Raw genomic sequence first — 25,277 nt, forward strand, 5'->3', positions numbered from 1 at the left:
TTCCCAAGAATGATTCTTCCCTGCGAACAAAGGCTAGTATTTTCTCTAGACTGTTCCATTTCTGGTTTGACCTTACTGCGTTAAATGGACAAGACAAAAAAACACAGTGAAGTGGCGTTCACTTCGCTGTGTTTTGTAATAGGCATAGTAGAATTTGACTGTGTTTCTCATCATTCAATGGGATGATAACTAAAACCTTGCCCTAGTACTTCTGAGACATTATTGACGATCACAAACGCTTTGGGGTCAATGGTCTCAATGATTTGTCTGATCTGCATAAACTCTTGGTCACTGGCCACGATCAGCAACACTTGCTTGTCGGCTTGCTGGTAACCGCCTTGGGCAGCCAATAGAGTGGCACCACGAGCTGTTTTATCAAAGACCGCTTCTCGAATCTCATTCACGTGATTCTCACTTAAGATCATGATGGATTTCTTCCGGTTAAAGCCCGTTTCAATGTAGGTCATCACACCAGAGGTGATCACGATCGATAAGATCGCAAACAAGAACTCTTCAAACCCGAAAACGAACAAGTTCATGGAAACAACGATCGCATCGGTCGCCAGCAAGCCAATCGCTGGATTCAAATTAAAGTATTTCTTGAAAATCAGCGGTGGAATCGTTGTGCCGCCGCTGGAAGACTGATTTTTGTACAAAATCGCTACACCTAAAGCAAAAATCGCACTGCCAAATATCACGGAAAGCAGCCGGTCTTCAGCAACCATATATTCTGGTACTAAGGCAATTGCTACTGGAAAAGCAAAACTACCATAAAGGACTTTCAAAAAAGGCCCCTTCCCTAAAAAGGCATAGGCCAGAATAAGCATGAGAATATTCAAGACCATGATCACAGCTGCTCGATCCCAACCGAGTGCTGACTCTAATAAAATACCGATTCCACTGACACCGCCAGCTGCCACATGATGCGGGCCTAAAAATAAATTGATGCTTGCCGCTAGTAAAAAAAGTGCTGCGGTAATTTTTCCATAAGTTTTCAGAATTGTCATTTGTTTCCTCTTTTCTTTGTCATTTTCACAAGTTGATTCCGTCAGTGACCGCCTAGCAGCCATTCTTACTCCTCACTATACGCCCATTTGATGTCTCCGACAAAATTTATGTTTAGCCAGAGGGAATAACCGGAAATCTGTTGGCTGATTGCCTGATTCAATCGTTCTCGCAAGGGATCTTGCTGACCTACTGTATCGAGAGGAGTTGCCGGTAAAATCACTACATCTAATTCCACAATGACTTGATTACCGACTTTGGCGGTACGTAACACAAAGTCCACCACTTCTTCTGCGCGCAATTCTTTTTCAACGATCGTCATGATGGTCTCCCGCAGTTCTTCTTTTGGAGTAGAAGAAGTCAATTCTAAAATCGCTGCTTTCAACTCTTTTATCGAAAGCTGGATAAAGAACAAGGTGATCCCGATGGAGATGATTGGGTCGACATACATCGCAAAATTCCCATAGGGACTGGCTTGGATCAGCCAGGACACAAGAAATGAACCGACGACACCCAGACTAAAGAAAAAGCCGAAACGCCATTGTTCTAGTTCCACCCAATAAAAGGGATGGGTCAGTGGTTTCTTTTTTAAGTACAGGTAAAAGGAAAAGCAGTAGATCGTTCCAACCAGTGAGAAATACAAACCGATTGGATCAATCATGCCGTCACTAACGTGTAACAAACTAAAGGCAGACTCAATAATCCCATAAATTGAGATCAGCAGGATGATACTATATTGAATAAATACCACTAATGGCATCAATGCCTCTTTACCGAATGGGAAACGTTCAAAATCTTGGGCTTGGATATACTTTGCTACATATAAAGCAATTAGCGACATCACTGCACCAATCAATGTATAAACTCCATCTAACAAGAGAACGTTATAACTGACCAGTAACCCAAAAAGCAAGGCACCGCCGCCATAGATACTCCCAGCGACAATCGAGGCCAGCAAGAGCTTGCGTATTTTTTTCTTTTCACTCATGATATTCCTCTTTCTTTTTTTCAAAAAAACTATCAATTTGATTGCATTCTTCTATCTATAAGCCTATCTTCCCATATAAATAACATAAAAAACAGTCATTTTTTTCATACAAAGCGGAAAAAAATAGTGTTGCTGTCACTCACTCTTCCTAGTCCTCGTTACAGATCCTCGATTTCCCTGGCCTATTCTTTTTACATTCTGGTGTAAATCCCCTTGACTACGCAGATTGATTCCCTTATCATCAAGGGTAACCATATTCAATCAGAATCTTCAGAATATTCCGTTATATTTTTCATAACGGCGATTCATTGGAAGACAGGGAGGATGAAGAGAGTGAATGAAGCAAAACAAGTCCCATGGACAGGAGAACCCAACCAACGAGCGATCAACTATTTGTATGAAGAAGGCAAAGTGATCGTCTGCCCCACCAAAGTCGGCTATATTATTGCCGTCTCTGATAAAAAAGGGCTGGAACGCAAGTTTTCGGCAAAGAATCGCAAACGTAATAAACCAGGTGTCGTTCTTTGCAGCTCATTGGAGCAGCTACACGAACTAGCTGAATTAAATGCGGAAACCGCCGCTGTTTATGAAACGTGTTGGAACAATGACGTGTTATTCGGCGCGATTTTGCCTTGGAAAGAATCAGGAAAAGCCTATATCCCAAACGATGGCTCAGAGGAATTGATGACTGACGTTCGGGGAACTAGCTGCTTCGTGATTAAATTTGGAGTTCCTGGCGAGCAGATTTCTAAAGAGCTTTGGGAGCAGAATAAGAAGTTGCTTTTCGCCAGCTCAGCGAACCCTTCAGGCAAAGGAAATCGCGGGCTTGTTGAAGGGATCGGCGAACAAATCGCGCAAGAAGCCGATCTGATCATCGAAGGCAACGACTATGTTGCATCGATCCAACCAGACAAAACGCTGGAAACCCGCTATGAGCAAGGAGTCATGGTTTCTTTCGTTGACCAAGACGGCAACTTGATTCCAGAGCAAGGAGACCAACGCTCCATCACGCCAGCACCTGTCTTGATCCGTAAAGGACTCGATGTTGAAAAAATCCAAATGTACCTTTCTGATCACTTCAACTCATGGGACTATCGCCACGGGGAGTACTATTAAGTCTTTTGGTAATAGACAAACGCTCGTTGATCCTCTATTCTAAATCAGTAAAGCTATATTTCGTCAAATTCAACAGCAGTTGGAAATTGCGATCGAAACAAACGAAAGAGAGTGAAGGCCGCCTTGCGGGTCTTCACTCTCTTTTTTGTCAGCAATTTCATTGTTTCTTTTGCTTGATTTTTCGAACCTCTAGCAACCATATGTTTAAGAAATCAGACATCGTTCAGTCTATCTGCTGTATAGATTGATGTTTGAGTCATCCGCTGGGTAAAGGAATGTTTTCTTATCGTGCTTCCCAGCGTTTTTTGATTTCAAAGGCAATCGATTTTGGTCTGCGGTCGCGGGTAAAAATCCCCTTTTTATTGCCATCGATCCGACGAATATTCGCAGCTGTTGCAAAATCAGCGAAATTCCACAAGTGTTCCCCAACAACGTAATCTAAAGCATCCAGCACTTCAAAATTGGCTTTGTAAAAATCAATTTGGAATTCTTCTGAATAAGGTGTCCGATAGAGTGAATGCAAGCCTGAAATCGTGTCCGCTCCGAATTCAGAAAACATGATCGGTTTATCAGGATACTTTTCGTGCCATTTTTCAATTTCTTGTCGAAGCCCAATCATTGCAGAGTCAAGATCCCCGTGCTCTATATACCAGCCATAATAGCGATTCAAACAAAGAATATCAACGAGTTCTGCTGCTTGATCCAAATCTGGCGACGCATTGACGATGTTTGGTATCACAATAGGCCGTTTTTGATGGTCCAATGCTTTAGTCAATTCAACCAACGGTTTAAAATATGCTCCGGCACCTTCTTGATGACTCGCTGGTTCATTCGCGATCGCCCAAACAACTACGCATGCATGGTTCTTATCACGTTCAATCAACTCTTGAATCACCTTGTGATGGTTCTCATGTGTTCTCAGCGTCTCCCAAGTATTCTTCTTGTTATTGTTCAAATTGACATCTACGTGAAAATTAGTAAACAGTCCAACACCGGGAACCTCGTCAATAACAACGATTCCTTCACGATCAGCAAGCCGCATTTCTTCTTCTGAATAAGGATAGTGCGATGTTCGAAAAGAATTCGCACCCAGCCATTTCATAAGGTTTTTATCCAGATTCGCAACAGCGCCGTTGTATCCCTTACCTAATACAGGGAAATCTTCGTGTTTTCCGAAGCCTTTAAAATAAAACTCTTTATCATTGATATAGACTTTATTCTGTTTTATTTGAATCGTTCGAACACCGAATTCTTCAGTATAGGTATCGATCAAAAGTTCTTTATCAAAGAGCGATACCTCCAATCGATAAAGATAAGCATCCAGCGGGTGCCAGAGTCGAGTTTCAGAGATTAATAACGGTTGTTCAACATCACTGCTTTGGGCGATCAACTGATTGTCTTCATCCCAAATTTTCAGCTTGATGGTATCATAGTTCCCAGTAATAGACACTTCTGGCCGAACCGTTGTTACCCCACCGTGATACTCATAATGGATCACGATATCATCAATATATGTTTTTTTCGTTGTGTATAGTTTCACAGGACGATGGATACCACAATAATTGTAAAAATCAAAACGAGGTGTTACCGATGGTCGGCCATTTTTTTCTTGATAAAATCCACATGGTAGTGTACTTTCATCCAAGATATTTGAAACACACACTTTTAAATCGTTTTTCCCAGCATGAACCAAAGAATCAATGTCTATTTCAAAGGGGGTAAAACCGCCAATATGATGAGCTGCTTTTATACCATTGATATAAACAACAGCTTCATGAGTCACGGAGGCAAAACGCAACACTTTTCTTTCATCCATTAGAGAAATCGGGATCATCATTTCTGTTTCATACCAGAAGTTTCCAACATGTTTCCTAATTGTTTCATCAATTACTTGGTCATCAATAGATCCTGGTACCGCGATCAAGAAAGGATTTTTCAAAGGTTTCGCAGGATCAATTGATTCATTCTGTTTTTCAACTTGAACACGCCAGATGCCACTTAAATCGATCAGCGAACGTGTTTCATTCATCACGGGATACAACATTTTATCTACCTGCCTTCTGCATGTTTTTGTTCTTCTAAATAGGCATCTTTATCGATCAATTTGAACCACGGATACCAAAGGATCGGCGACAAGATCAACTGCAAAAGAAGCTGCAGAATAATGATCGATACACTTCCACCAATACTAGCATGAAACCCTACTGGCAACCCAAAGATCGCTTGTGCACCAATCGTTCGTTCGATGAATCCGATATTGGTTAAGAAGTACGCGATTCCTAAACAAATCGAATTATTGAAAATAAAAGGTACAGCCATTTTAAAGTTTAGAACTAATGGAGTTCCAAAAATTACTGGTTCAGTGATACCAAATAATGCAGGGATGATCGAAATTTTTCCCATCTCTTTATAGCGTTGGCTTTTGCTTACAAACAGCATCAGCAAGACCAGTCCCAATGCGGATCCTCCCCAGCATACGATGTTGATAAATGCATGAGTAACAATATTCGGTAATGGCTGCCCAGCTTCATAGGCAGTCAGATTCTCAACATTTAAAGCCATCCAGATCGGCGTGACGATCGGTCCAATAACATTCGTTCCATGAATACCCAAGAACCACAAAAATTGTTGAAAAGCAATAATCAGCATGACCGCCCAGATAGAACTTCCGACTCCTTGCAACGGCGTTTGAACGATCGTAAAAATCAGCTGATGCAGATTGCCAAAGGAAGTAAGACTAAACAAGTACGCGACAAAACCGGAAAGTGTACCCAATAAAATAGTTGGGATCAGTGCTTCAAATGAACGCGATACCATTGGTGGGACACTCGCAGGCATTTTGATTGTCCACTTCCGTTCCTTAATAAATACATAACCTCGACCAACTAAAAGGCCTATTATAATTGCAGAAAACATACCGCTCGTTCCAATCCAAGTAAGTGGAATCGCAGTGATATTGGCCTCATCGACGGTATAACTGCCTAATGGTGTAAAGATCAAGAAACTCATGATAGCAATCAACCCGACAGTTGTACCATCTTCTCCCAAGTTAAATTTGGCCGTCAAGTTTTTTGCTATCAAAAAGACAAGATAAATTGAAATTGCACCAATCGTCAAATTGTTGATTGCGCCAAAAAACACATCAAGTCCGATAGTGACGAAAAATTCCGCAACACTTGGTATTGGGAATGCACGAAAAATAACTGCAAATGAACCAAAAATCATAATACCGATCAGTGCCATCATTGCATCAGAAATCGATTTTATATACTTATTATTACTGAATTTCGTGACTCCTGCCAAGACCCCATCAAAAGTAGCCATTATTTTTTCCATCTGTTTCTCCTTCTCTCTATAAATAAACTTCTTCCTTTGCTATTAATTAAAATGTGCACTTGTTAACTAATATATTAGAATATTAGCATGCGCTTTCAAAGGTTGCAATAGTTTTTTTTATCTTTATTGGTTATACTGAAAAGACAAACTAATATATTAATAAAAATAGGAGACGCCAAATGACTATAGCAAGCTATAAAGACGAAGCTTATCACATCATCAAAGAAAAGATTATTCGATTGGAACTATTGCCTGGGGAAAAAATCTCAAGAAAACAATTTGTGTCTATGCTGGATATCGGTGATACTCCCGTTAGAGAGGCTATTCTTCAACTGAAAAGAGAAGGGTTGTTAGTCATAAGACCTCAAAGCGGAACTTTTATCTCCAAAATCAACATGCAGCAAGTTCGGGAAGCAAAATTTGTACGAGAAAAATTAGAATCTGCTATTGTTGTTGAAGCTATTGGGATTATTGATGATGCACAAATTGAGTCCCTTCGGCAAATCGTCGAAATGCAAGAGATTTACCTAAAAAACGGCAACTCGGAAAAATTCTTTGAATTGGACGAAGAGTTTCACCAATTTTTCTACCTGGTGACCGATAAAACACATGTTTATACTTGGTTGCTGGATTTAAATGTTCATTTGAATCGCTACCGCCATTTGACCTTAAAAGTAAAAGACTTTGATTGGATGAATATCCTGCAACAGCATTGGGATATTTATGAAGCGCTGAAAGCCAAAGATGCAGACCTTATCGCAAAATTAGTTTCTCGTCATTTAGACCTCGTTGATGAAAATTATGAAGCTGTTTATGGCGAGTTTCATGAGTACTTTGATTAATTCTATACGTTGGAAGTTGCAGATTAAGGGTTGCTTGTTTGATTTCGAACCAAGATAAAAAGACCAGTTCGGAAACTTTCCGACTGGTTTTTATTGGCATAAAGATGGCTTGTTACATTCATTCGAAAACTGGGAGTTATCACTTATCAATAAATAATTGTTCCTGCTGTTTTGAGCAGAGACTTAATGACCAAGCTTATTCTATCAATAGCTTAATGAGCTTTAGCTGTTTTTTGGTTTTAGTCCCCTTTAGACTCTTCCTGATCCAGCTCTTTATTTACTAGCTATTGTCTGTTTTTATCTTACTAAAATATCCGTTTTCTTCACTTTATCAGTCACTATTTTCATAAAATATTACTTAGTGAGCTATTTATAGATATTTTGCGAAAACCAGCATTTTTCAGCTTAATTAGAGAAACATCCTATTTTTGATAGAAAAAGAGAAATAGTTACCTATTTTTAGTGAACTTTTAAATTAATTAAGTTCTTTTAAAAGATTGGAGAAATATGACATCTACTAAAAAAAACGAGAGTATCAGTAAAGCTGCACTGATAAAATACGCAAATCTCGCTGTACAAATTGGCGTAAATGTGCAAAAAAATCAATTAGTAATCGTTCACAGTGATCTTGAACATGCCGAATTCGCCCGTTTTGTTCAAAAAGCTGCTTACAAAGCAGGTGCTTCTAATGTGGTGATGGATTGGACAGATGAAGAAACCACCAAGCAGCAGTTAGTGTATGCAACCGTTGAGACGATTGCTGATTTTCAGAATGGAAAATCCTCCGTCATAAAGCATGGATCAATCAAGGAGCAGCTTTCATCCGCATTATTTCAGAAACACCCGGCATCTATAACACGGTGCCCTCATATCGTATGAGCTTACTTCAGAAAACCACCCGTAAATATTTGAACTTCTATTATGAAAAGACCAGATCCTATCAAATTCGTTGGAATCTTGTAGTGGTGCCTTCTTTTACTTGGGCAACCACACTTTTTCCTACTTTAAATAAAGAAGAAGCTGTCAGCAAGTTATGGGGAATGATATTAAAAGGTGCCCGTGCTGATGGCGAACACCCTTTTAACGACTGGCAAATTCATGATAAAAACTTGGAAGCTAGGAAAAACTTTTTAAATTATCAACAATTTACCCAGCTATATTTTTCCAATAAACATGGCACTGAATTAGCAATTGGTTTACCAGAAGATCATCAGTTTCTTGGTGGTAGTGTCCAAGATAGACAAGGAACTCGCTTTTTCCCTAACATACCAACTGAAGAGGTTTTTACCGTTCCTCATAAATACAAAATCAATGGAAAATTGACGGCCTCTAAGCCGCTTATATATGGTGGGAATATTATCGATGATTTTTATTTGGTTTTTGAAAAAGGTAAAATTATTGATTTTCATGCCTCTGTAGGACAAGAAATACTGCAAAATATCATAGAAGCTGAAGAGGGAACTCACTATTTAGGCGAAATTGCTTTAGTCTTTAATGATTCTCCCCTAGCTCAGATGAATAGTCTTTTTTACAATACTTTACTTGATGAAAATACAGCTTGCCATATCGGAATCGGGAATGCCTCGCCAGCGGGTCTAAAAAAAGGAATTCACTTGTCTGAGAGTGCCTTGAAGGAAGCTGGTCTGAATCGGTCATCTCAATTGATCAATGTGTCCTTTGGTACCAAAGACTTGGAAGTGATTGGCTTAAAAAAGATGGCACAAAAATTCCACTTATGCTTTCGGAGAAAATACAATTTTAGCTTTTTTGCACATCCCCTCCAGGAATTTTAGAAAAATAGACAGAAATGTTTCATCAGATAGAACCCTTTAGCAAAAAATTGTATCTTTTAAAGCGAAACCCATCTCTGCTATAATATCCTCATAAACATATAGGAGGGACTCTATGAAAAAGCATTCCTCAATTGCTTTCTAGGGGACGACGCCAATGACAGTGACTTTGGACTACACTTACTGCTGGGTTGTGGGCTGCCGCAACACAGTGCTTAGCACAAAACAAAAAAACTAAGCGTGGTACGGATTGCGAAATCGCATGAAGCTGGAAGCAGAAGTAATCGTTACGGACGGTGAATGTGTCCCTAGCCAAAGAAGCCTGATGAAGAACGAACGGAACCCTTTTCTCTCAAAAGAAATCATTCTTTTGGAGGAAAGCAAAATGAGAAAAGAAGAAAACACGACCTTTGTTTGTAAAAACTGCAGTACGCCTGTTGCCCCCTTGACCAATGGTTCTTACCGCAACCATTGTCCCCAGTGTCTCTACTCGTTACACGTGGATATTCGCCCAGGTGATCGTCAAAATACTTGCCATGGCCTGATGCGTCCCATCGACTATCGCCAACATTCCCAAAAAGGCTATCAGCTGCTGCATGAATGCACCCGCTGCAAAAACCAGCAGTGGAATATCGTGGCGCAGGATACGCAACAACCAGACCATTTTATTGAGTGGTTGACTCAAACCGCTGCGTATCACTAAAAAACCAAAGAAGACCATGCTTCAGGCTGGTCTTTTTTTGTTATCAGATCAACGGATCTCTTATACCACTAACTGCTCATAGACATTGTCGTCATAAGAAGCGCTTGCTTTAACCTAAAAAACAGCCCGCTGTTTCGTCGATTGGCTGACGAAATTGCGGGCTGTCCTGCTAGTGTCTTCTTAATGAGTTTACGTTGGTTTGCGCTTATTCAAAAACGAATTGATTGTGATACAGTTCCGCATAAAAGCCGTCGGCAGCCACCAACTGATGGTGATTGCCTTCTTCAATGACTTCGCCGTCCTTCAAGACAACAATACGATCGGCATTCAAAATTGTCTTCAAACGATGGGCGATCACAAAACTGGTTCGTCCTTTGATTGCTTCATCCATTGCTCGTTGAATTTTCGCTTCAGTCACGGTATCAACGTTACTGGTGGCTTCATCCAAAATCAACAATTCTGGATTGGTCAAAATCGTTCGGGCAATACTCATCAATTGTTTTTGACCAGTACTGAAAAGATTGTTCTCTTCGGTGATCTCCGTGTCATAGCCTTTTTCCAACGTCATAACAAACTCATGGATATTGGCTTGTTTCGCTGCTGCAATGACTTCGGCTTCAGTCGCTTCTGGTTTCCCAAAAGCAATGTTTTCACGAATCGTCCCTGAGAACAACACGGATTCTTGCAAAACGATCCCCACTTGAGAACGCAGCAGATCCAAGTCTAGTTCCCGGATGTCGATGCCGTCAAAGGTCACAGAACCACCATTCACATCATAGAACCGATTCAACAAGTTCATGATGGTCGTTTTTCCAGAACCAGTCGGCCCGACCAATGCGACCATTTCCCCTTTGTTGACCGTGATCGAGACATCTTTTAGGACTAATTCTTGACTGTCATACCCAAAGTCCACGTGATTCAAAGCAACCGCCTCTTTGATGCCCTTCACTTTGATCCCGTCTTTTGGTTTGACCTCATCGGGTTCATCAAACATTTCATTGATTCTGCGCGCACCGGTGATCGCCAACTGAATCATGCTGTAACCAGAAGAGATCTGCATCAATGGTTGGTAATACTGCTGCGAATACTGGACGAAGGTCACAACTAATCCTAAGGCAACGGAACGTTCTAAGTCACCGTTCAATGCTAACCAGCCACCAAAGAAAATCACGATTGCCGTGTTCAACAAGGACATCCCTTGCATCAAGGGGAAAAGCAGCCCAGAGTAGACTTGCCCTTTGTAGGTAGCTTCGCGGACTTGTTGGTTGTGGACCAAGAAACCGTCGATGGTTTCTTCTTGCAGTCCATTGGTGATGATGATTCGTTGACCACTGATTTTTTCATCGATATAGCCGTTTAATTTTCCGACTTCATCTTGCTGTAGATCGACATATTTGCGGGCTTTTTGGATCACGATCACCGCGATCAACACCGCAATCGGGGTGGAAGCGATCGTTGCCCATGCCAATTCAACGTTTTGACGGAACATCATAATCAAGATTCCCACCATTAAGACTACATTGGTCAGCACTTGCAACAATGCTTGATTCAGACTGTTTTGGATGTTATCCAAGTCACTGGTGAAACGGCTCAAAATATCACCGTCTTGATGGGAATCAAAGAATTTGATTGTCAATTTTTCCAGTTTATTGAATAAGCCGATCCGCATTCTGTTGGTTGATTTTCCCACCACTTGCGTGAACAAGATACTATAAACAAAATTGGCTGCACTGGCTAAGACATAAAAAATCAACAATTTCCAAATGATTGATAGAAAAGCCGATTTATCATCGACCCCTTGCATCAAACCACCAACATAATTCGCCAACTCTTGGAACGCTTCTCCGACAAAAACTGGTGCTTGCACTTGCAGATACGTTGCCAGAATCACCGTTACAAAAATGAATAGAAACGACCACTTGTATTGTTTTAAGTAATGATAGAAAAATTTACTCGCTTTGAACAAATCTGTCATGGTTACTCCTCTCCTTTCTGTGTTGCGAAGATTTCTTGATAGATGGCATTGTTATTGGCTAAAAATTCATGGCTTCCTTCACCAACCAGACGTCCATTATCTAAAACGAAGATACGGTCGGCTTTCACAACAGAGGCAATCTTTTGCGCGATAATGATTGTTGTCGTGTCTTTTAATTGTTTTTCAAATGCTTCGCGAACCAATTTCTCCGAACGCGCATCTAATGCACTCGTACTATCATCCAAAATCAAAATTTTCGGTTCACCGATCACGCCTCGAGAAATCGATAAGCGTTGCTTTTGTCCTCCAGAAAAATTGCTGCTGCGCTCGGAGACCGGCGCTTCAAAACCCGCTGTCAATTTTTGAATAAATTCACTGGCTTGGGCGATTTCTGTTGCCCGAGACATCTCAGACTCTGAAGCATCTTTTTTCCCTTGCCGCAAGTTTTGGGCAATCGTTCCTGAAAAGAGGATCGCTTTTTGCAAGACAAAGGCGACCGTTTTTCGCAAACTTTGTTCATTGACTTCTTTTAGGTCAACGCCGCCAACCCGCACGACACCTTCCGTTGGGTCAAACAAACGGGGAATCAGCTGCGCCAGTGTTGATTTGCCGGCACCAGTCGCCCCTACGATCCCAATCATTTCGCCAGGTTTGATGGTAAAACTGATATCCGTTAGGGCATTTTTTTCATCCCCAGGGTAACGGAAGCTGACGTTTTCAAAAGCGACACTTCCAGACAATTCTTGTTCTGGGACATCTTGGTATTGCAGATCTGGTTCGGTATCTAGAATCTCTTTGATCCGTTTTAGCGAAACTGCAGCCCGTGATGTCATCATCATCATCATGCCGCCGATAATGATCGCCATCATAATTTGCATCAAATAGTTCATGAATGAGGCAATTCCCCCAATCAAGGTTGGGTCATCTTTCGCTAGATCACTGACAAAGAAAATCGCGCCGACCACTGCTAAGTTGGCCGCCAGCATAAAGGAGGGGATCATTACAGAGAACAGGGTTCCTACAATAATATTGTGCTTCGTTAACGTTTCACTGACTTTGGAAAAGCCTTGCAGTTGGTTGTCTTCTTGGACAAAGGATTTCACCACACGAATCCCCATCAAATTTTCTTTGGCGATCCCGTTGATTTTATCGATCAAGTTCTGGATGATCATAAAGTGTTTCCCCATCCGTGTAAAGGAGAGTGCCGTAATCACTAGAACAGCGATAATCAGTAAGACGATGATCCACCACAGTTGTGGCATGGTTGCCATCGCCAAAATGAAGGCACCGATAAATAAGAACGGGATGCGAAACAACGATTGTAGAGAGATCATCACTAAGTTTTGAATTTGCGTGATGTCATTGGTCAAACGCACCACTAAGTTTCCTGCCGAGAAGGTTTCGATATTACCAAATGAGAAGGTCTGGATTTTCCGAAACATTTCTTCTCGAATATCGGCACTAACGCCTTGCGCCACTTTCGCAGAAAAAACCGTATTGATGATCCCTGCAACAAGGCCTAGCAAAGCTAGCCCAATCAACTGCACACCAATTTTTTTCATTTCATCATTGTTTTCGGTAATAATTGACTCTAGCACTTGCTGCAAGAGCTTCGGCTGCCATAATGCAGCAACGACCATTAAAATGACCGATAATAAGGCAATGCTGGTTGCCGCTTTGTACTTTTTGACATGGCGTAAGACCAGATCCATATACGTACCACTCCTTTGTGTTTAGCAGAAAAGACTGCCAAAAAATTTCGGTTGCACAACAATTTACCATGGATCACGACTAGAAACAAGCGAACAAATAAAACAAAAAGAGCTTTCATGAAAGCTCTTTGAAAATATTGCATAAACGTTGGCGAAAATAACGAATAATAAAGGGATTATGATGATCCTCGATACTGGTTTGATTATTTTTTGTCGCTAAATCTTTGACTTACGATTCGCTGTTTTCCAGCTCACTTTTTTGTTTTTTTGTCAGTTTTTGTTTGACTAGATCGTAGGAAACCAAAATCATTTGTTCGATGTTTTCTTCCATCAAGGCATCAGATGCCAACTTGATGGTATTCCAATGGGTCTTATTGGCATAATACCCCGGAATGATGACGTCAGGAAATTGCTCTCGCAGCGTTTCGTTGACCTCGGGCAGATTTTTCAAAGTCAAAAACGCTGTTTCTTCTGCTTGCGGACTCATGATCCCAAACTGTTTTCCTACTAAATCAAAGTAGATTGCATCCCAATCTTCGCGGTAATAGACTTTGGCTCCCGGCAAACCTTCCCCAAATGCTTGAAATCGCTGCATTTTTTGTGCAATTTTATCTTCAATCGATGTACTCATTGTGTTTCCCCCACTTTCTGCTATCAAAACCGCCATTTTCTGTCTCAATTTTGACAGATTGAATCGCTTTCTGCTCTATTTCCTACTATTATACATGGTTGTCGTGGAAAAAGGGATTTTTTATCAATGGCATGTCGCCTGAAAATGACTCTTGAGAGTGGCATGCGGCGTTACATTCATTCATCTCTCTCAGAAGATACAAAAAAGCCCTCATCAGCGAGTAAGATGTACTCGCCAATAAGGGCAATTGATTACTAGATGTCATGGACAAGATTCATTTTAGAATCTTAGTACCAACCATTTGCTTCCCAGAATGCTTTGGCAGCAGACCAAGAACCATAACGTGATGCAACATATTCATCGGCAACCTTTTCTTGGTTAGCAGCTGAATAGTCACCATTTAAGTAAGAGTTGGTTAATTGGTAACGACCGTAGTATTGTCCGTTTGTCGCTGTGTAAGAACCACCAGATTCTTTGTTTGCGATCCATTCTTTTGCTGAAGCTTCTGAGCCGCTAGCTGAAGAGCTATAGCTTGAGCTGCTTTGAGTGCTTGCAGCAGCAGATTGTGTGTTGCTTGATTGTGAAGCTGCTGGTTCACTTGGTTGTTGGACACTTGCTGCAGCAGTCGTGTTTGCAGATTCTGTATAAGTTGCAGTGCCATCTGTAGGGATGATCAATGCTTCCCCAACAAAAATCAAGTTTTTATCAGCAATCTCGTTTGCTTCAACGATCGCATTGATCGTATCATCAGAGCTATAACCATAAAAGTTAGTAGCGATTGTTGATAATGTATCACCAGATTGAACAGTGTATTGTTCGTCTGCAAAGGCGTCTTTCCCACCTAAGAAAAGGCCGAAACCGGCAAGGACAGCTGTACTAAGTAAAACAGTTTTTAAAGACTTCATATAATTAAATCTCCTTCTTTGAAACTCATTTTGCGTCATTTGAGATGACTCAAGCGCATAAACAAGTCTAACACCGAAGAATATTTCATAGGTAAAGAAATCATTACAGATGATTACGAAAACGACAGTTGCCTTACGTTTCGTAAGAATCGGAAAAGACTATCATATCAAGCTTTTCTCTGCTGTAATTTTTAACATTACAGTTATTTTGTTTTTAGGTAAACCAGTTAACCTTAGAAAACCTTTCCTATATTACAAAAAACCCTCTTTTTACACAGGATTGTAACAAAAGAAGGAACGAGACAAGGTCTCATTCCTCATTTACTTCCTATTTTTTCTTCACTGGGATCAATTTATTCATGACGATCGCCGCAATAGCGCTTAAAGCAATCGGTGAATCTAATAAATATTGTAAGAATTGAGGCGCAGATTCTTTGATTTCTGCTGGCAGAAACAACAAGCCGATGGCAATAATCAACGGTACCCCGATAATATACAACTCCCGCTCGGAAAACTCTTCATTCTTAATGACCCGAAAGCCGCTCAACAAAATAATGACGCAGACGACCGCGAACACGCCGCCGATGACAGCAGAAGGTACTGCGTGAATCAAGGCTGAAAGTTTTCCCATGAAGGACAATAGGATAAACCAGACAGATGCCATCACAAAGACTTTTTTACTAGCAACCCCTGTGATCGAAATGATCCCTGCATTGGTAGAATAACCAGTCACAGGGGTCGTTCCTACTAAGGCGGCAACCAAGCAGCCTAATCCTTCGCCGATCACGCCTTTATTGATCTGTTCATCCGTAACAGGTTCTTCTGTCACAGAACTGACCGCATACCAAGTTCCTGTTGTTTCTGCTAGGAGCACCATATAGATCACTAGCATCGTTAAGATTGCTGAAACATCAAAGTGCAGGCCATAGTTTAGAAATACCAGTTTTGGCAGACTAAAGAAAGAAGCATCCGCCACCGACTGAAAATCAACGCCCCCCATAAAGGAAGCAATCACGGTACCGATAACCAATGCAATAATGACTGAACTGATTCGGAAGTATTTTCCCATTCCCGGAAAATAATCACCTAACATAGAAAACAAGATCAAAATCGCCGCAGTAATCGCAGCTAACAACATGTTTTGATTGGCACTTAGTGTTTCAGTGGCAGGATAGATATTGCTGGTAAATGCCGTTGGCAGCAGCGTCAAACCAACGATCATAATGATCGTCCCACTCACGATCGTAGGAATAAAATGACGAACGATATACTTATAAATGCCCGTAAAACCTAGTAAAATGACTGCTGCAGCACCAACAATGCTAGCTCCTAACACCGTGTCCATACCGTTGGCACCAAAATAAATACCGATGATCGCTCCAACGGGTACAAAGGATGGTCCTTGACATACGGGTAATTTCAAGAAAAAGAGGACTTGGATCAAAGAAGCGATCCCTGCTCCTAAAAAGGTCGATTGGATCAAACCTGATGCGTCTGAAGAGGACATCGCCACCGCCGTTGCGATAATAAATGGCGGCACATACACGTCCATTGCCAACACATGCTGCAACCCTAAAAGTACTGCTTGACCAAAGGGAATGTCTTCATTCATTCCGATCGTTAAATGTTTGTTTTTCGTTGATTCCACTGTCTCATTCTCCTCGTTTTTCGTGTACTTTTTTTCCTTGGACCCAGACTTGGCGAATATTTTGCATCGTTGCTAAGTACAGGATTTTTTGTAATCTTGCTTCGGGTGAGGTGAACACACCGAAGTCAGGCAAAGGATTTTCTTTTTGTCGCGTATCGATCACTTGCACATCAAACGCATAACCTTCTTTGATGACACCTACAGGTAATTTCAGTGCCTCACCGCCGCCTTTTGTCGCCAATGAGAACGCATCGATCACGGATATACGAGAATCAGCTACTCCTCGTGTGTTTTGGGGAAGCGTGACGTCTACACCATCTTCTAACATTCTCGAAGACATCACAGCTTGTTTGATGTTGTCATACAAACTCGGTGAAAAACCACCGGAGATATCCGTCCCTAACCCAATCGTGACCCCTTGCTCTTTCAAGCGCTTGATTGGGATCACACCATTGGCAAAGTAGGCATTTGAGATGGGACAGTGCGCAACTGCGGCGCCGCTTTCGACAAAACGGGCGCCGTCAGCTGGGCTGATGAAATTGCCATGAGCCATCACTGCTTTTTCTCGCAACAAGCCGAAATCTTGCAGCACTTCGGTATCCGTTTTGCCAAATCGTTCTTGAACAAAGTCATGTTCCCATTGCCCTTCACTGCAGTGGGTCTGAACATGGACATCATACTTTTCAGCCAATGCGCCTAACCCTGCCAAGCCTTTATCGGTACAGCTGGGGACAAATCGCGGAGTAACCACAGGATAAACGCCTTGAGGTGCAGTCTTTGCGATTGCTTGTACTTCTTGAATAAAACGTTCTGTATCCGCTAATGCCTCTTCTGTTGACGCGTCCCGATAAAAAGCAGGATTGGCTTGGGGATCGTCCATAACGACTTTTCCGACTAATCCCCGTTGACCAAGAGCGGCACAAGTCTTCGCCAATTGAAGGCTCGCTTCTAGATGGATCGTTGCAAAATAAAGAACCGTTGTCGTTCCTCTAGCTAACAGCTGTGCCACCAAATCCTGATAGACAGCTTTGGCAAATGCTGGATCGGCATATTTTGCCTCCAGCGGAAACGTGCATTCATCTAACCAGACATTTAACGGTTCATCTAACGCGATCCCTGCTTGCGGCCATTGTGGTGCATGGACATGCAGATCGACAAACCCTGGTAAAAAACACTGGCCTGCAGATAAAGCCTGCAGATTCTCTGATGCTTTCGCCAGCTCTGACTCATACCCTTGATCTGTTTTAGCAGTGACTTTTGTGATGATCCCTGCGTCATCGACTTGAATCAAAGCTTCTTCTATATACTCCAATTTTCCATCACTTGGCGTATGGAAAACATCTCCTTTAAAATAGCGAATGGTTGCCATTTGTTTGATTTCCCCCGTTCTCTAAGACATTGTCAGGAAAAAGCCGTTCATTTAATGTTCCTTTTTCACTAACACGATGTTCTTATTTTAACGCTATTCGAAAATAGTGCAATAAAATTCACTATCATAAAGGAAGATAAAACGCTGAACGTTCGGTTTTTATGCGATTTCAAAAAAAGACACCGTCTAGAAATAAGACAGTGTCTGCTTTTTGAGAATATTCGCTTGGTTTATCTATAACTAAGGCGTTACCTAAACTAGACTAACGGTCAGGGTTTTTCCGAGGGCGGAAGCAAGTTTGGATAATGTTTCGAAACTTGTATTATCCCCTCTCTCAATACGTGCAATGGTTGACTGAGGAACAGCGGCGAGCTCTGCAAGTTCTCTTTGTGTGAGTCCTGCACTTTCTCGCGCTTTCATCAATGCTACAGCACTAGCAAGTTTCGCTTTTTCAGCTTCATATTCAGCTTTGAATTCAGTGTCTTTCATTTTTTCTTTTAAAAAATCATTGAATTTAACTGTTGGCATCTTTGATCTCCTCCTCAAATTCTTTTCGGATCTCTATCGCTTTTGCTATTTCTTGAATTGGCGTCTTCTGCGTTTTCTTGGTGAAACCATGGGTAATAATGAATTTAGAACCTAGCCAATGAAAATATAAAGCTCTTTGAATGTTTCCTCCAATTCCTGATCTCAGCTCAAATAGGTTATCTCCCAGTTTTTTCACCCATTTCATTTTTTGAGCGATCAGTATTCCATGTTCTTCCACATTCGCAATGACTGCTAACATTTTTTTCTGGTCTTTCTCAGGTAACTGTTCAAAAAACTCAATAAATTCATTGTGTCCATTTGGTCGCTCATAAAACTCAAACTTAGGTTTGTCCATATACAAATGATAGCATATATGCCATCATTTGTCGATTCAAGTTACCGTTCATTATTCTTTCTTAGACTTTATTCCCTATAATTGGTTTCATCTTTTTTTCTAGTTGATACAAAACTACTTAACATTCTCTTTGTCGATGAAACCGAATCAACTCCAAATCATTTCTCCATCATTTTTCTTTACGATTCCTACGAAAAACCACCAGTCCACCTACTAGCAAACACAGTAATCCTGCAATCGAGCCCCATTTTGCTGGCTCTAAAAAGCTTTGGATCCTTGAGGTTTGATTCGTTGCCGTCGTTCCTGATAGCTGAAACAAGAAAGCCAGCGGCTGATGTTCAAAACGAAGAATGACAAATAGGAGTGTCATCAAAAGAAATTGATGTACCAGACTTCCTTTGCTTTGTGTGGCATACTTGGCTAAGCTCTGCTGTTCAATTGCTTCCGGTTTTGCCGCCAAATACTGTTTCGTGAGCCATTGATTCAATCCCGCATTAAAGAAACTAATGACAAATAAACTTATTGGGATCAAAAGATCGCTGCTAAATAGAAGAACACCAACCATCAATCCAAGCAAATACGCCGGTACTAACTGTTTTTCTAGCAAGCGTGCGAGTTTTCCTCCGAGAAACATTGCGCCAAAGAGGCCCAGTGCATAAGGCAAGTAAACGTGAGTACTGAGCGCTTGTGCCCCAAATCGACCGGTAACATAGACCGAGCCGAAAAGAAAAAGAAAGTTACCGATCACTCCCCGAATAAAGGTGAGGATGTTCAAGTGAAGCGGCTGTCTCCACGACTTACTGCGTTTCGTTAAAGTGATCAGCAGCAAAGCAAAGAGAAACAAGAAACCAGTGATCGCCCACTCAAAGAGGGCATTCGACTTGATCAGCCTGGCTGCTCGCAAGCCAAACAGTAAGAGAAAGAAAAAGAAATACAACAAAAATTGCTTGTTGAATAACTGGTTGCGCTGCATCAGCGGTCTTTTCGGTAGGTTTTTGAAGGTTTGACTACTCTTAGCCGCAAGCACAAAGAGTGCAAGATAACTGCCAAATAGACCAATGCCTTGAAGGTCATCAGGCAACCGTAAGGCAAACAATAAAACGAAAAGAAAGAACAGCGCCTCCTTCCAATCATTTTTCAGCGGCTGTTCAGTGAGCTTGGCTTTTTGGCGTACCATCAGGTCAGCTGGCGGCAACCAAGAAGCACTGATCCCCAACAAACCAGCAGCTGGCAAGAGTGCAGCGCTCCACCAAGTGCTCAAGATACCTACCAATGCGCCGGCGCCGCCGATCAAGACACTGGCTGCTAAGAGCGATGGTGCGAAAAGCGCCGTAAGCGTCTGTAAGAAAAAGACCCCTGTCATGCGAAAGGTATAAAAGAGCGCAAAGGCTAATGCTGCACTTAGCGACTGCTCTTTGCTCAAAGATAAGAAATAAAGATACGGGATGATCGTGATCGTATTGCTGATGATCAAAAGTGCGGTATGGGATTTTAAAGCTTTCATCGTCCGACTCCTTGCCTTGATTTAAAGTTCCATCTTTCTTCTATCCTACACTTTCAAGCAATCCTGTCAACTTGCGTGTCAAATTTAAGCAAAAAGAAACCAAGTGTGTTGTCAAAGGACTGACACTTCGTTTCTTTTTCTTATTGCGATTTTCGGTTAGGAGCCAGTAGACTGAATCGTTTGCTTAATTGCCTGAATTTCTTCATACAACCCTTGAAACTCTTTTGCAAGCTCACTCATGATGTCTGCGCTCATCAAAAGATCTTCCGCATGACTTAATAGTAAGGACATCCAAACTTTGTCCCCTTGTGCTTCTTGTTGAACTAACTTCCGATGTGCCAAATGGGCTTCATGATAGTGTTCTTTTCCTTTTTCGATTGCTTGCAGTGCAGCCAGATTCTGGGCTTCTCTTCCTTTTTGAATACTTTCAAAAAAGCAACTTCTTGCCATACCCGCTTGCGAGATAATCTGAAAACAAATTTGTTCTTTTTCTTCCATTCTACTCTCCTATTAGTTCAAGTGCTTGTTCCAATGCTTTTTTTCCATCCATCATGCCATAGGTGCGCATGTCGATACTGGCTGCTGGACAAGCAACTAAACCTTGGACTTCATTTAATCGGTATGAAACTTGCGGTCCTAACAGTACGCAATCAGCATCTTTGGCTGCAGTCGTGACCGATTCAATAGAGAACGCATCGATCGCCACCGTTTCTCCTTTTTCTTGCGCTGCTTTTTTCATATTATTTACTAAGACGCCAGTAGACATGCCGCCAGCGCAAACTAATACTATTTTTTTCATCATTGTTCCTCCATTTTCTCGTTATTTGTTACTCAACGACTGCCGCTTGGGTTTGCAGATTCTTTTCTTCAGCGAGTGCTGCTTTGTCTTGCAGACGCATAAAAGGGATGTAGATGATGACACATAAGACAAATTGAATCAATTGTGCAATGATCCCTTGCCAGCCATTCACTAAGAAGCCACCGAAAATAATCGGAAATCCAGTTGGGATATTGACTCCATTGTGATAAGGCAAAAAGCCGACAATTGTTAAGAGATATGCTGACAATACGGAAACAGCCGGTGTTACCATCAAGGGAAGCAGCATTCTGATATTCATCACCTGAGGAATCCCAAATTTGATTGGCTCAGAAATACCAAACATAGAAGGGATCAAACCAATTTTACCAACAGCTTTTAGTTGCTCTGATTTGCAACCAAAAATAGCCAGTAAAGCGACTGCAAATGAACGAGCCCCGCGATTGTTCAAAATAAACCCAATCGTAAACAAATGTGGTAATGCTTGGCCGGCACTGTACGCCGCCAGATTATCAAGCCCTGGTTGGTAAAAGACCAACATCAAGATCGGATAAACAGCCAACACTCCGTGAATGCCAAAGAACCAAAGAAATTCGATAAACGCCACAATGATCATACAAGCAAAAATATTCGCTCCTAGCAAGGTCAATGGAGCTTGTACCCAAGTATAGATCATATCTGTCAGTGTGCCGTAAGGAGTTGCCGCCATGCCCACATAAATGATGCCCATAATGGCTGAAACAATAATTGCTGGCACGATCGCTGCAAAGGATTTGTTGACGATCGGCGGTACCGAATCCGGCATTTTGATCATCAAATTCTTCTGTACACATAAAATGTAAATTCTGGCACCCAACAATCCGCCAAACATGGCGACAAACATCCCACCGGAGCCAAGGGTCGACAACTCCATCGTACGGGTTTCTTCTAAAGTCGAAATCGGACTCAAGATCAAAAATGATACCAAACTCATGATACCGGCATTTAGTTGATCCGCATTTAAATGCTCGGCTAATTTATAGCCGACTAGAAAGGCGACATAAACGGAAACGACATCGATTGTCATCGCGTTGACTTGGGTTAATAATGCTTTCAAACCAATTTGTTCCATTATCTGTTGCGTTGCCCCAATGTCGATCGCATTGATCAAGGAAGCAATGGAACTGATCATCATGACGGGCATTAAGCCCATCATTGCATTGGCAATGGCTTTCATATAAATATTGTTTTGTACTTGAACGGCTGCAGCTAGTATTTTATCTTTCAGTGTATTCATAAGGTCCTCCTTCACTTAATCCCGCAAGTATTTATCTTTAAGCAGCTGGATTTTCTGCTGTGAAAAACCCAGTTCTTCTTTTACATACGTTTCAATCCCCCCATGAGCCTCAATCAAATCCAAAGCGGTTTGTAAAAAGCACCGATCAGCTTCTTTGAAGTATCGCATTGCTGCCACAAAATCGGGGTTGTTCGTTTCTTCTTGTATCAGCTTGAGACTCTTGGTATTTTTCTCCCTTTTGTACTCGTTGGTCAGCAGGTAATCTTCCATGACCTCTTCATAACTGACACCCAACAGTAACTGAATCAGGGCAACCCCATACCCGGTGCGGTCTTTGCCACCACGGCAGTGCTGAACCACTGCACCTTCAGCTTCCAAATGAATGTCCAATACTTCTTTAAAAACGGTCTTGCATTGACTGTTTTCAACAAATTCATAATTTTGCCGAATCATCAATTCTTTTGCAACTTCGGCGGTGATTTTTTCTGCAGAAAGCGCCATTGGCTCCCCTTCTTCTGAAGAAGCTAAAGCAGCAATATCAGCAATTGGCGTCAAATAAAGGATCTGAGCATTCCCAATGGGTTTGTCTTCATTGTCTGCTCTTTCTTGGGCATTACGGTAGTCAATAATTTTCTCAATTCCCAGAGCTGCTAATTTTTTCTGATCGGCTTCTGTCAATTTGCTCAACTCGTCTGAGCGGTATAGTTTTCCAGTCACTACGTATTTGCCCTCTTTGGTCCGATAGCCGCCAAAATCGCGAAAATTATACGCACCCTCTAAGGTTACTTTTTCATTTGTCATATACTACTCCTTTAAAAAATTAATGAACGTCATAAAGTCCGTTGTCGCAGCTAGTTTGTTTACTTTATCCAACGAAGAACATTGTTTGATCAAATGATCATTCAGCGGTTTCACTTTTAAATGATCTTGTTCCGCAATCACTAATAAAAAAACGAGACGAACCGTCTGTTTGTACCAGAACACTGGCTTTTTCAAGTTTGCAACGGCAATCACGGTTTCTGAACCAATCAGTGCATTGGGATGAGGGAAAGCGACTGACGGTAAGAAATCGGTTCCAAAAAAGGCTTCTCGTTCAAAAACCAATGTTTCAAAATTCTCAGGCATTGAATACTGTTCTTTGATTTGTTGGCATAAAAAATGCAATACCGCTTCTTTTGTTTCAAATTCTTGTTCACAGATGAATAACGATTCCCTAAAGTAGTTCAAAAGCACTTCTTCTGTGAAGACAGCGGCCAATGCGGCTTCGATCTTTTTGATCATATCCGGTTGCATAAAATAATCAACATTCATAACAGGAATCGTTCCTTCGTAAGGAAGTGGAATCGAAGAAAAGATAAAATCGAACTCCTGCTCTTCGATCATTTGTAAAAATTCATATTGATTGCATACCGTGACTTTCTTGATATAATTGCGAAAATAAAACTCAAATTTCTCTTTAAGGAAGGTATTGGTCGCTCGGCCGAGGTCATTGACCACTAAAATATACTTGCGCTGTGTTTGCGAATCTTTCTTATTTAAAGCCACATCAAAGTGCATCGCCAAATAGCTGAGTTCATGATCACTGATGGTCTTTTCAAATTGCTTTGCAATGACTTGACCGGCAATAATGGCTAAATCATAAGCGACATTACAGTGTACCTTCACCTCATTCAACAAAGGATTTTTCAGCTCGATCCCCAATTCGATCCGATCGATCAGCGGAGCAAAGTGCAACATCAACATCGTTTGCAGATCCAAGTCCTTACTGAAATCGATTTGGCGGCTTTCCTTGATCGCTTTTAAAATTTTGCTGACCAATTCTGCTGCTTCATCTGAAACAGTCATCTTTTCATTTCTAGGGACTACTCGTTTGCCAACGATTTGCCCTAAAACATAATTTCGCTCGTATTCGGTAAAATGTACAGTACACTCTTTTTCAATTCTGGCGATGATTCGCTCTCCTAGTAATGTCTGTTCATCATTGGTCCTGCCGCTGATCGGTAGGTTTCGATCTAAGTAGCGGCCGCTTTGCATGCGTAAGACAGCGATCGCTAAATGATTCACCAGATTGTTCAAAATAGCCTCCGACATGGGGTAGGCTTTTTGCGAAAACTCCGACGAAACGATCGCTTTTATCTGCTGGTGAAGAAGCGACGGTGTATCTTCGCTGATTGTGCCCTCTTCTAACTGCTTGATATGGGTTCTTTGCAAATAATTACTAGCCATAAATCGTCTCAAGTCAAATTCGCTGCCGCTAAGTTTCATTCCGTAATACGGCTTCGTTTGAATGGAGAGCTGGTAATGGCTTAGTATCCGTCGCAGCTTTTTCAATTCTTGAGATAGCTTGCTTTGAGAAATGAATAAGCGTTCGCAAAGCATTTCGGACTTAATATACGTTTCTTCTTGAATAAAGAATTCAATAATTCTAGAAACAAAGTCGTCATTGTGGGACGCTTGTTCTTTCCTTCGCTGAAAAGCTTCTTCGTTCGTTATTTGTAAATACAACCCACTCCCTTTTTTCGCTTGAATCATACAACCGTATCGTTCATGATGCTGGTTGATTTCTTCTGCATAACGGCGAACGGTTTTCCTGCTAACACCCAACTCGGCAGCAGCCGCTTTACTCGTCATAAAACCGTCATGCTCCGAAAGTGTTCTTAACAACAATAGGCTTAATTTTTCCATCTCTCTCTCCCTCGCTTACTAGTTTAGAGTCAAACCCAAACAACCTCCATAGGTATATCTTCCCTTTCATTAAGGGAAATTTCTACAAGAAG

21 protein-coding genes and 1 pseudogene are annotated in these 25,277 nt (G+C 41.5%); 4 read left to right on the forward strand and 18 right to left on the reverse strand.

Annotation, left to right across the window (positions count from 1 at the left end; translation table 11 throughout):
- Positions 1-170: 170 nt before the first annotated feature.
- Together IGI78_RS12910 and IGI78_RS12915 are read right to left on the reverse strand one after the other, a co-directional pair.
- Positions 171-1,007: a YitT family protein gene (locus IGI78_RS12910; RefSeq protein WP_005234105.1), complete on the reverse strand. Its 837-nt coding sequence runs from the start codon at positions 1,005-1,007 to the stop codon at positions 171-173.
- Between the two features lie 65 nt (positions 1,008-1,072).
- Positions 1,073-1,993 carry a cation transporter gene (locus IGI78_RS12915; protein ID WP_015510258.1) on the reverse strand — a complete coding sequence of 307 codons (921 nt, stop codon included), beginning with the start codon at positions 1,991-1,993 and terminating at the stop codon, positions 1,073-1,075.
- 324 nt (positions 1,994-2,317) lie between these two features.
- Here IGI78_RS12915 and IGI78_RS12920 point away from each other — a divergent pair, with 324 nt between their 5' ends.
- Positions 2,318-3,109: an L-threonylcarbamoyladenylate synthase gene (locus IGI78_RS12920; RefSeq protein WP_195266503.1), complete on the forward strand. Its 792-nt coding sequence runs from the start codon at positions 2,318-2,320 to the stop codon at positions 3,107-3,109.
- 283 nt (positions 3,110-3,392) lie between these two features.
- Here the strand turns inward: IGI78_RS12920 and uidA are convergent, their stop codons facing one another.
- Together uidA and IGI78_RS12930 are read right to left on the reverse strand one after the other, a co-directional pair.
- Positions 3,393-5,153 (reverse strand): beta-glucuronidase, encoded by a 1,761-nt coding sequence (uidA, locus tag IGI78_RS12925; RefSeq protein WP_195266501.1) that lies wholly within the window; start codon positions 5,151-5,153, stop codon positions 3,393-3,395.
- A 5-nt stretch (positions 5,154-5,158) separates the two neighbouring features.
- Positions 5,159-6,445, reverse strand: a complete 1,287-nt coding sequence (locus IGI78_RS12930; protein WP_288362844.1) for a PTS sugar transporter subunit IIC — start codon at positions 6,443-6,445, stop codon at positions 5,159-5,161.
- Positions 6,446-6,624: 179 nt separating this feature from the next.
- Between IGI78_RS12930 and IGI78_RS12935 the strand changes: the two genes are divergently transcribed.
- The 3 genes and pseudogenes from IGI78_RS12935 (at position 6,625) to IGI78_RS12945 (ending at position 9,780) form a co-directional block, all read left to right on the forward strand.
- The gene (locus tag IGI78_RS12935; RefSeq protein WP_195266497.1) at positions 6,625-7,287 is read left to right on the forward strand and encodes a GntR family transcriptional regulator; all 663 of its coding nucleotides are present in this window, start codon (positions 6,625-6,627) and stop codon (positions 7,285-7,287) included.
- 507 nt (positions 7,288-7,794) lie between these two features.
- Positions 7,795-9,080: pseudogene (locus IGI78_RS12940) on the forward strand (aminopeptidase).
- 382 nt (positions 9,081-9,462) lie between these two features.
- Positions 9,463-9,780, forward strand: coding sequence for an RNHCP domain-containing protein (locus IGI78_RS12945; protein ID WP_185938614.1), 318 nt, complete (start codon positions 9,463-9,465; stop codon positions 9,778-9,780).
- Between the two features lie 205 nt (positions 9,781-9,985).
- Here IGI78_RS12945 and IGI78_RS12950 read toward each other — a convergent pair whose 3' ends face one another.
- The 14 genes from IGI78_RS12950 to IGI78_RS13015 form a co-directional block, all read right to left on the reverse strand.
- A complete protein-coding gene (locus IGI78_RS12950; protein ID WP_195266495.1) occupies positions 9,986-11,755 on the reverse strand; it encodes an ABC transporter ATP-binding protein in 1,770 nt (589 codons plus the stop codon).
- A gap of 2 nt (positions 11,756-11,757) precedes the next feature.
- Positions 11,758-13,467, reverse strand: coding sequence for an ABC transporter ATP-binding protein (locus IGI78_RS12955; RefSeq protein ID WP_195266493.1), 1,710 nt, complete (start codon positions 13,465-13,467; stop codon positions 11,758-11,760).
- A 229-nt stretch (positions 13,468-13,696) separates the two neighbouring features.
- Positions 13,697-14,098, reverse strand: a complete 402-nt coding sequence (locus IGI78_RS12960; RefSeq protein ID WP_140965271.1) for an MmcQ/YjbR family DNA-binding protein — start codon at positions 14,096-14,098, stop codon at positions 13,697-13,699.
- 287 nt (positions 14,099-14,385) lie between these two features.
- A complete protein-coding gene (locus tag IGI78_RS12965) occupies positions 14,386-15,003 on the reverse strand; it encodes a LysM peptidoglycan-binding domain-containing protein (protein WP_008380639.1) in 618 nt (205 codons plus the stop codon).
- Between the two features lie 328 nt (positions 15,004-15,331).
- On the reverse strand, positions 15,332-16,615 hold the full coding sequence (locus IGI78_RS12970; protein ID WP_077452248.1) for a uracil-xanthine permease family protein: 1,284 nt from the start codon (positions 16,613-16,615) through the stop codon (positions 15,332-15,334).
- Between the two features lie 40 nt (positions 16,616-16,655).
- Positions 16,656-18,020 (reverse strand): guanine deaminase, encoded by a 1,365-nt coding sequence (gene guaD, locus IGI78_RS12975; RefSeq protein WP_195266491.1) that lies wholly within the window; start codon positions 18,018-18,020, stop codon positions 16,656-16,658.
- Between the two features lie 252 nt (positions 18,021-18,272).
- Complete coding sequence (locus IGI78_RS12980; RefSeq protein ID WP_005228477.1) at positions 18,273-18,548, reverse strand: helix-turn-helix domain-containing protein; 276 nt, start codon at positions 18,546-18,548, stop codon at positions 18,273-18,275.
- On the reverse strand, positions 18,535-18,903 hold the full coding sequence (locus IGI78_RS12985) for a type II toxin-antitoxin system RelE/ParE family toxin (protein ID WP_060791427.1): 369 nt from the start codon (positions 18,901-18,903) through the stop codon (positions 18,535-18,537). The genes IGI78_RS12980 and IGI78_RS12985 overlap by 14 nt, the downstream gene beginning before the upstream one ends.
- Positions 18,904-19,072: 169 nt before the next feature.
- The gene (locus IGI78_RS12990; RefSeq protein ID WP_195266489.1) at positions 19,073-20,407 is read right to left on the reverse strand and encodes a hypothetical protein; all 1,335 of its coding nucleotides are present in this window, start codon (positions 20,405-20,407) and stop codon (positions 19,073-19,075) included.
- A 156-nt stretch (positions 20,408-20,563) separates the two neighbouring features.
- On the reverse strand, positions 20,564-20,905 hold the full coding sequence (locus IGI78_RS12995; protein ID WP_061053195.1) for a PTS lactose/cellobiose transporter subunit IIA: 342 nt from the start codon (positions 20,903-20,905) through the stop codon (positions 20,564-20,566).
- Position 20,906: 1 nt separating this feature from the next.
- Complete coding sequence (locus IGI78_RS13000; protein WP_010749922.1) at positions 20,907-21,206, reverse strand: PTS sugar transporter subunit IIB; 300 nt, start codon at positions 21,204-21,206, stop codon at positions 20,907-20,909.
- A gap of 28 nt (positions 21,207-21,234) precedes the next feature.
- On the reverse strand, positions 21,235-22,500 hold the full coding sequence (locus IGI78_RS13005; protein WP_008380631.1) for a PTS sugar transporter subunit IIC: 1,266 nt from the start codon (positions 22,498-22,500) through the stop codon (positions 21,235-21,237).
- A 15-nt stretch (positions 22,501-22,515) separates the two neighbouring features.
- Complete coding sequence (locus tag IGI78_RS13010; protein ID WP_077452002.1) at positions 22,516-23,301, reverse strand: tyrosine-protein phosphatase; 786 nt, start codon at positions 23,299-23,301, stop codon at positions 22,516-22,518.
- A gap of 3 nt (positions 23,302-23,304) precedes the next feature.
- Positions 23,305-25,185 (reverse strand): BglG family transcription antiterminator, encoded by a 1,881-nt coding sequence (locus IGI78_RS13015; protein WP_195266487.1) that lies wholly within the window; start codon positions 25,183-25,185, stop codon positions 23,305-23,307.
- Between the last annotated feature and the right edge of the window lie 92 nt (positions 25,186-25,277).

This window comes from Enterococcus sp. DIV1767 (genome assembly GCF_050542585.1).
GTDB classification, from domain to species: domain Bacteria; phylum Bacillota; class Bacilli; order Lactobacillales; family Enterococcaceae; genus Enterococcus_D; species Enterococcus_D innesii.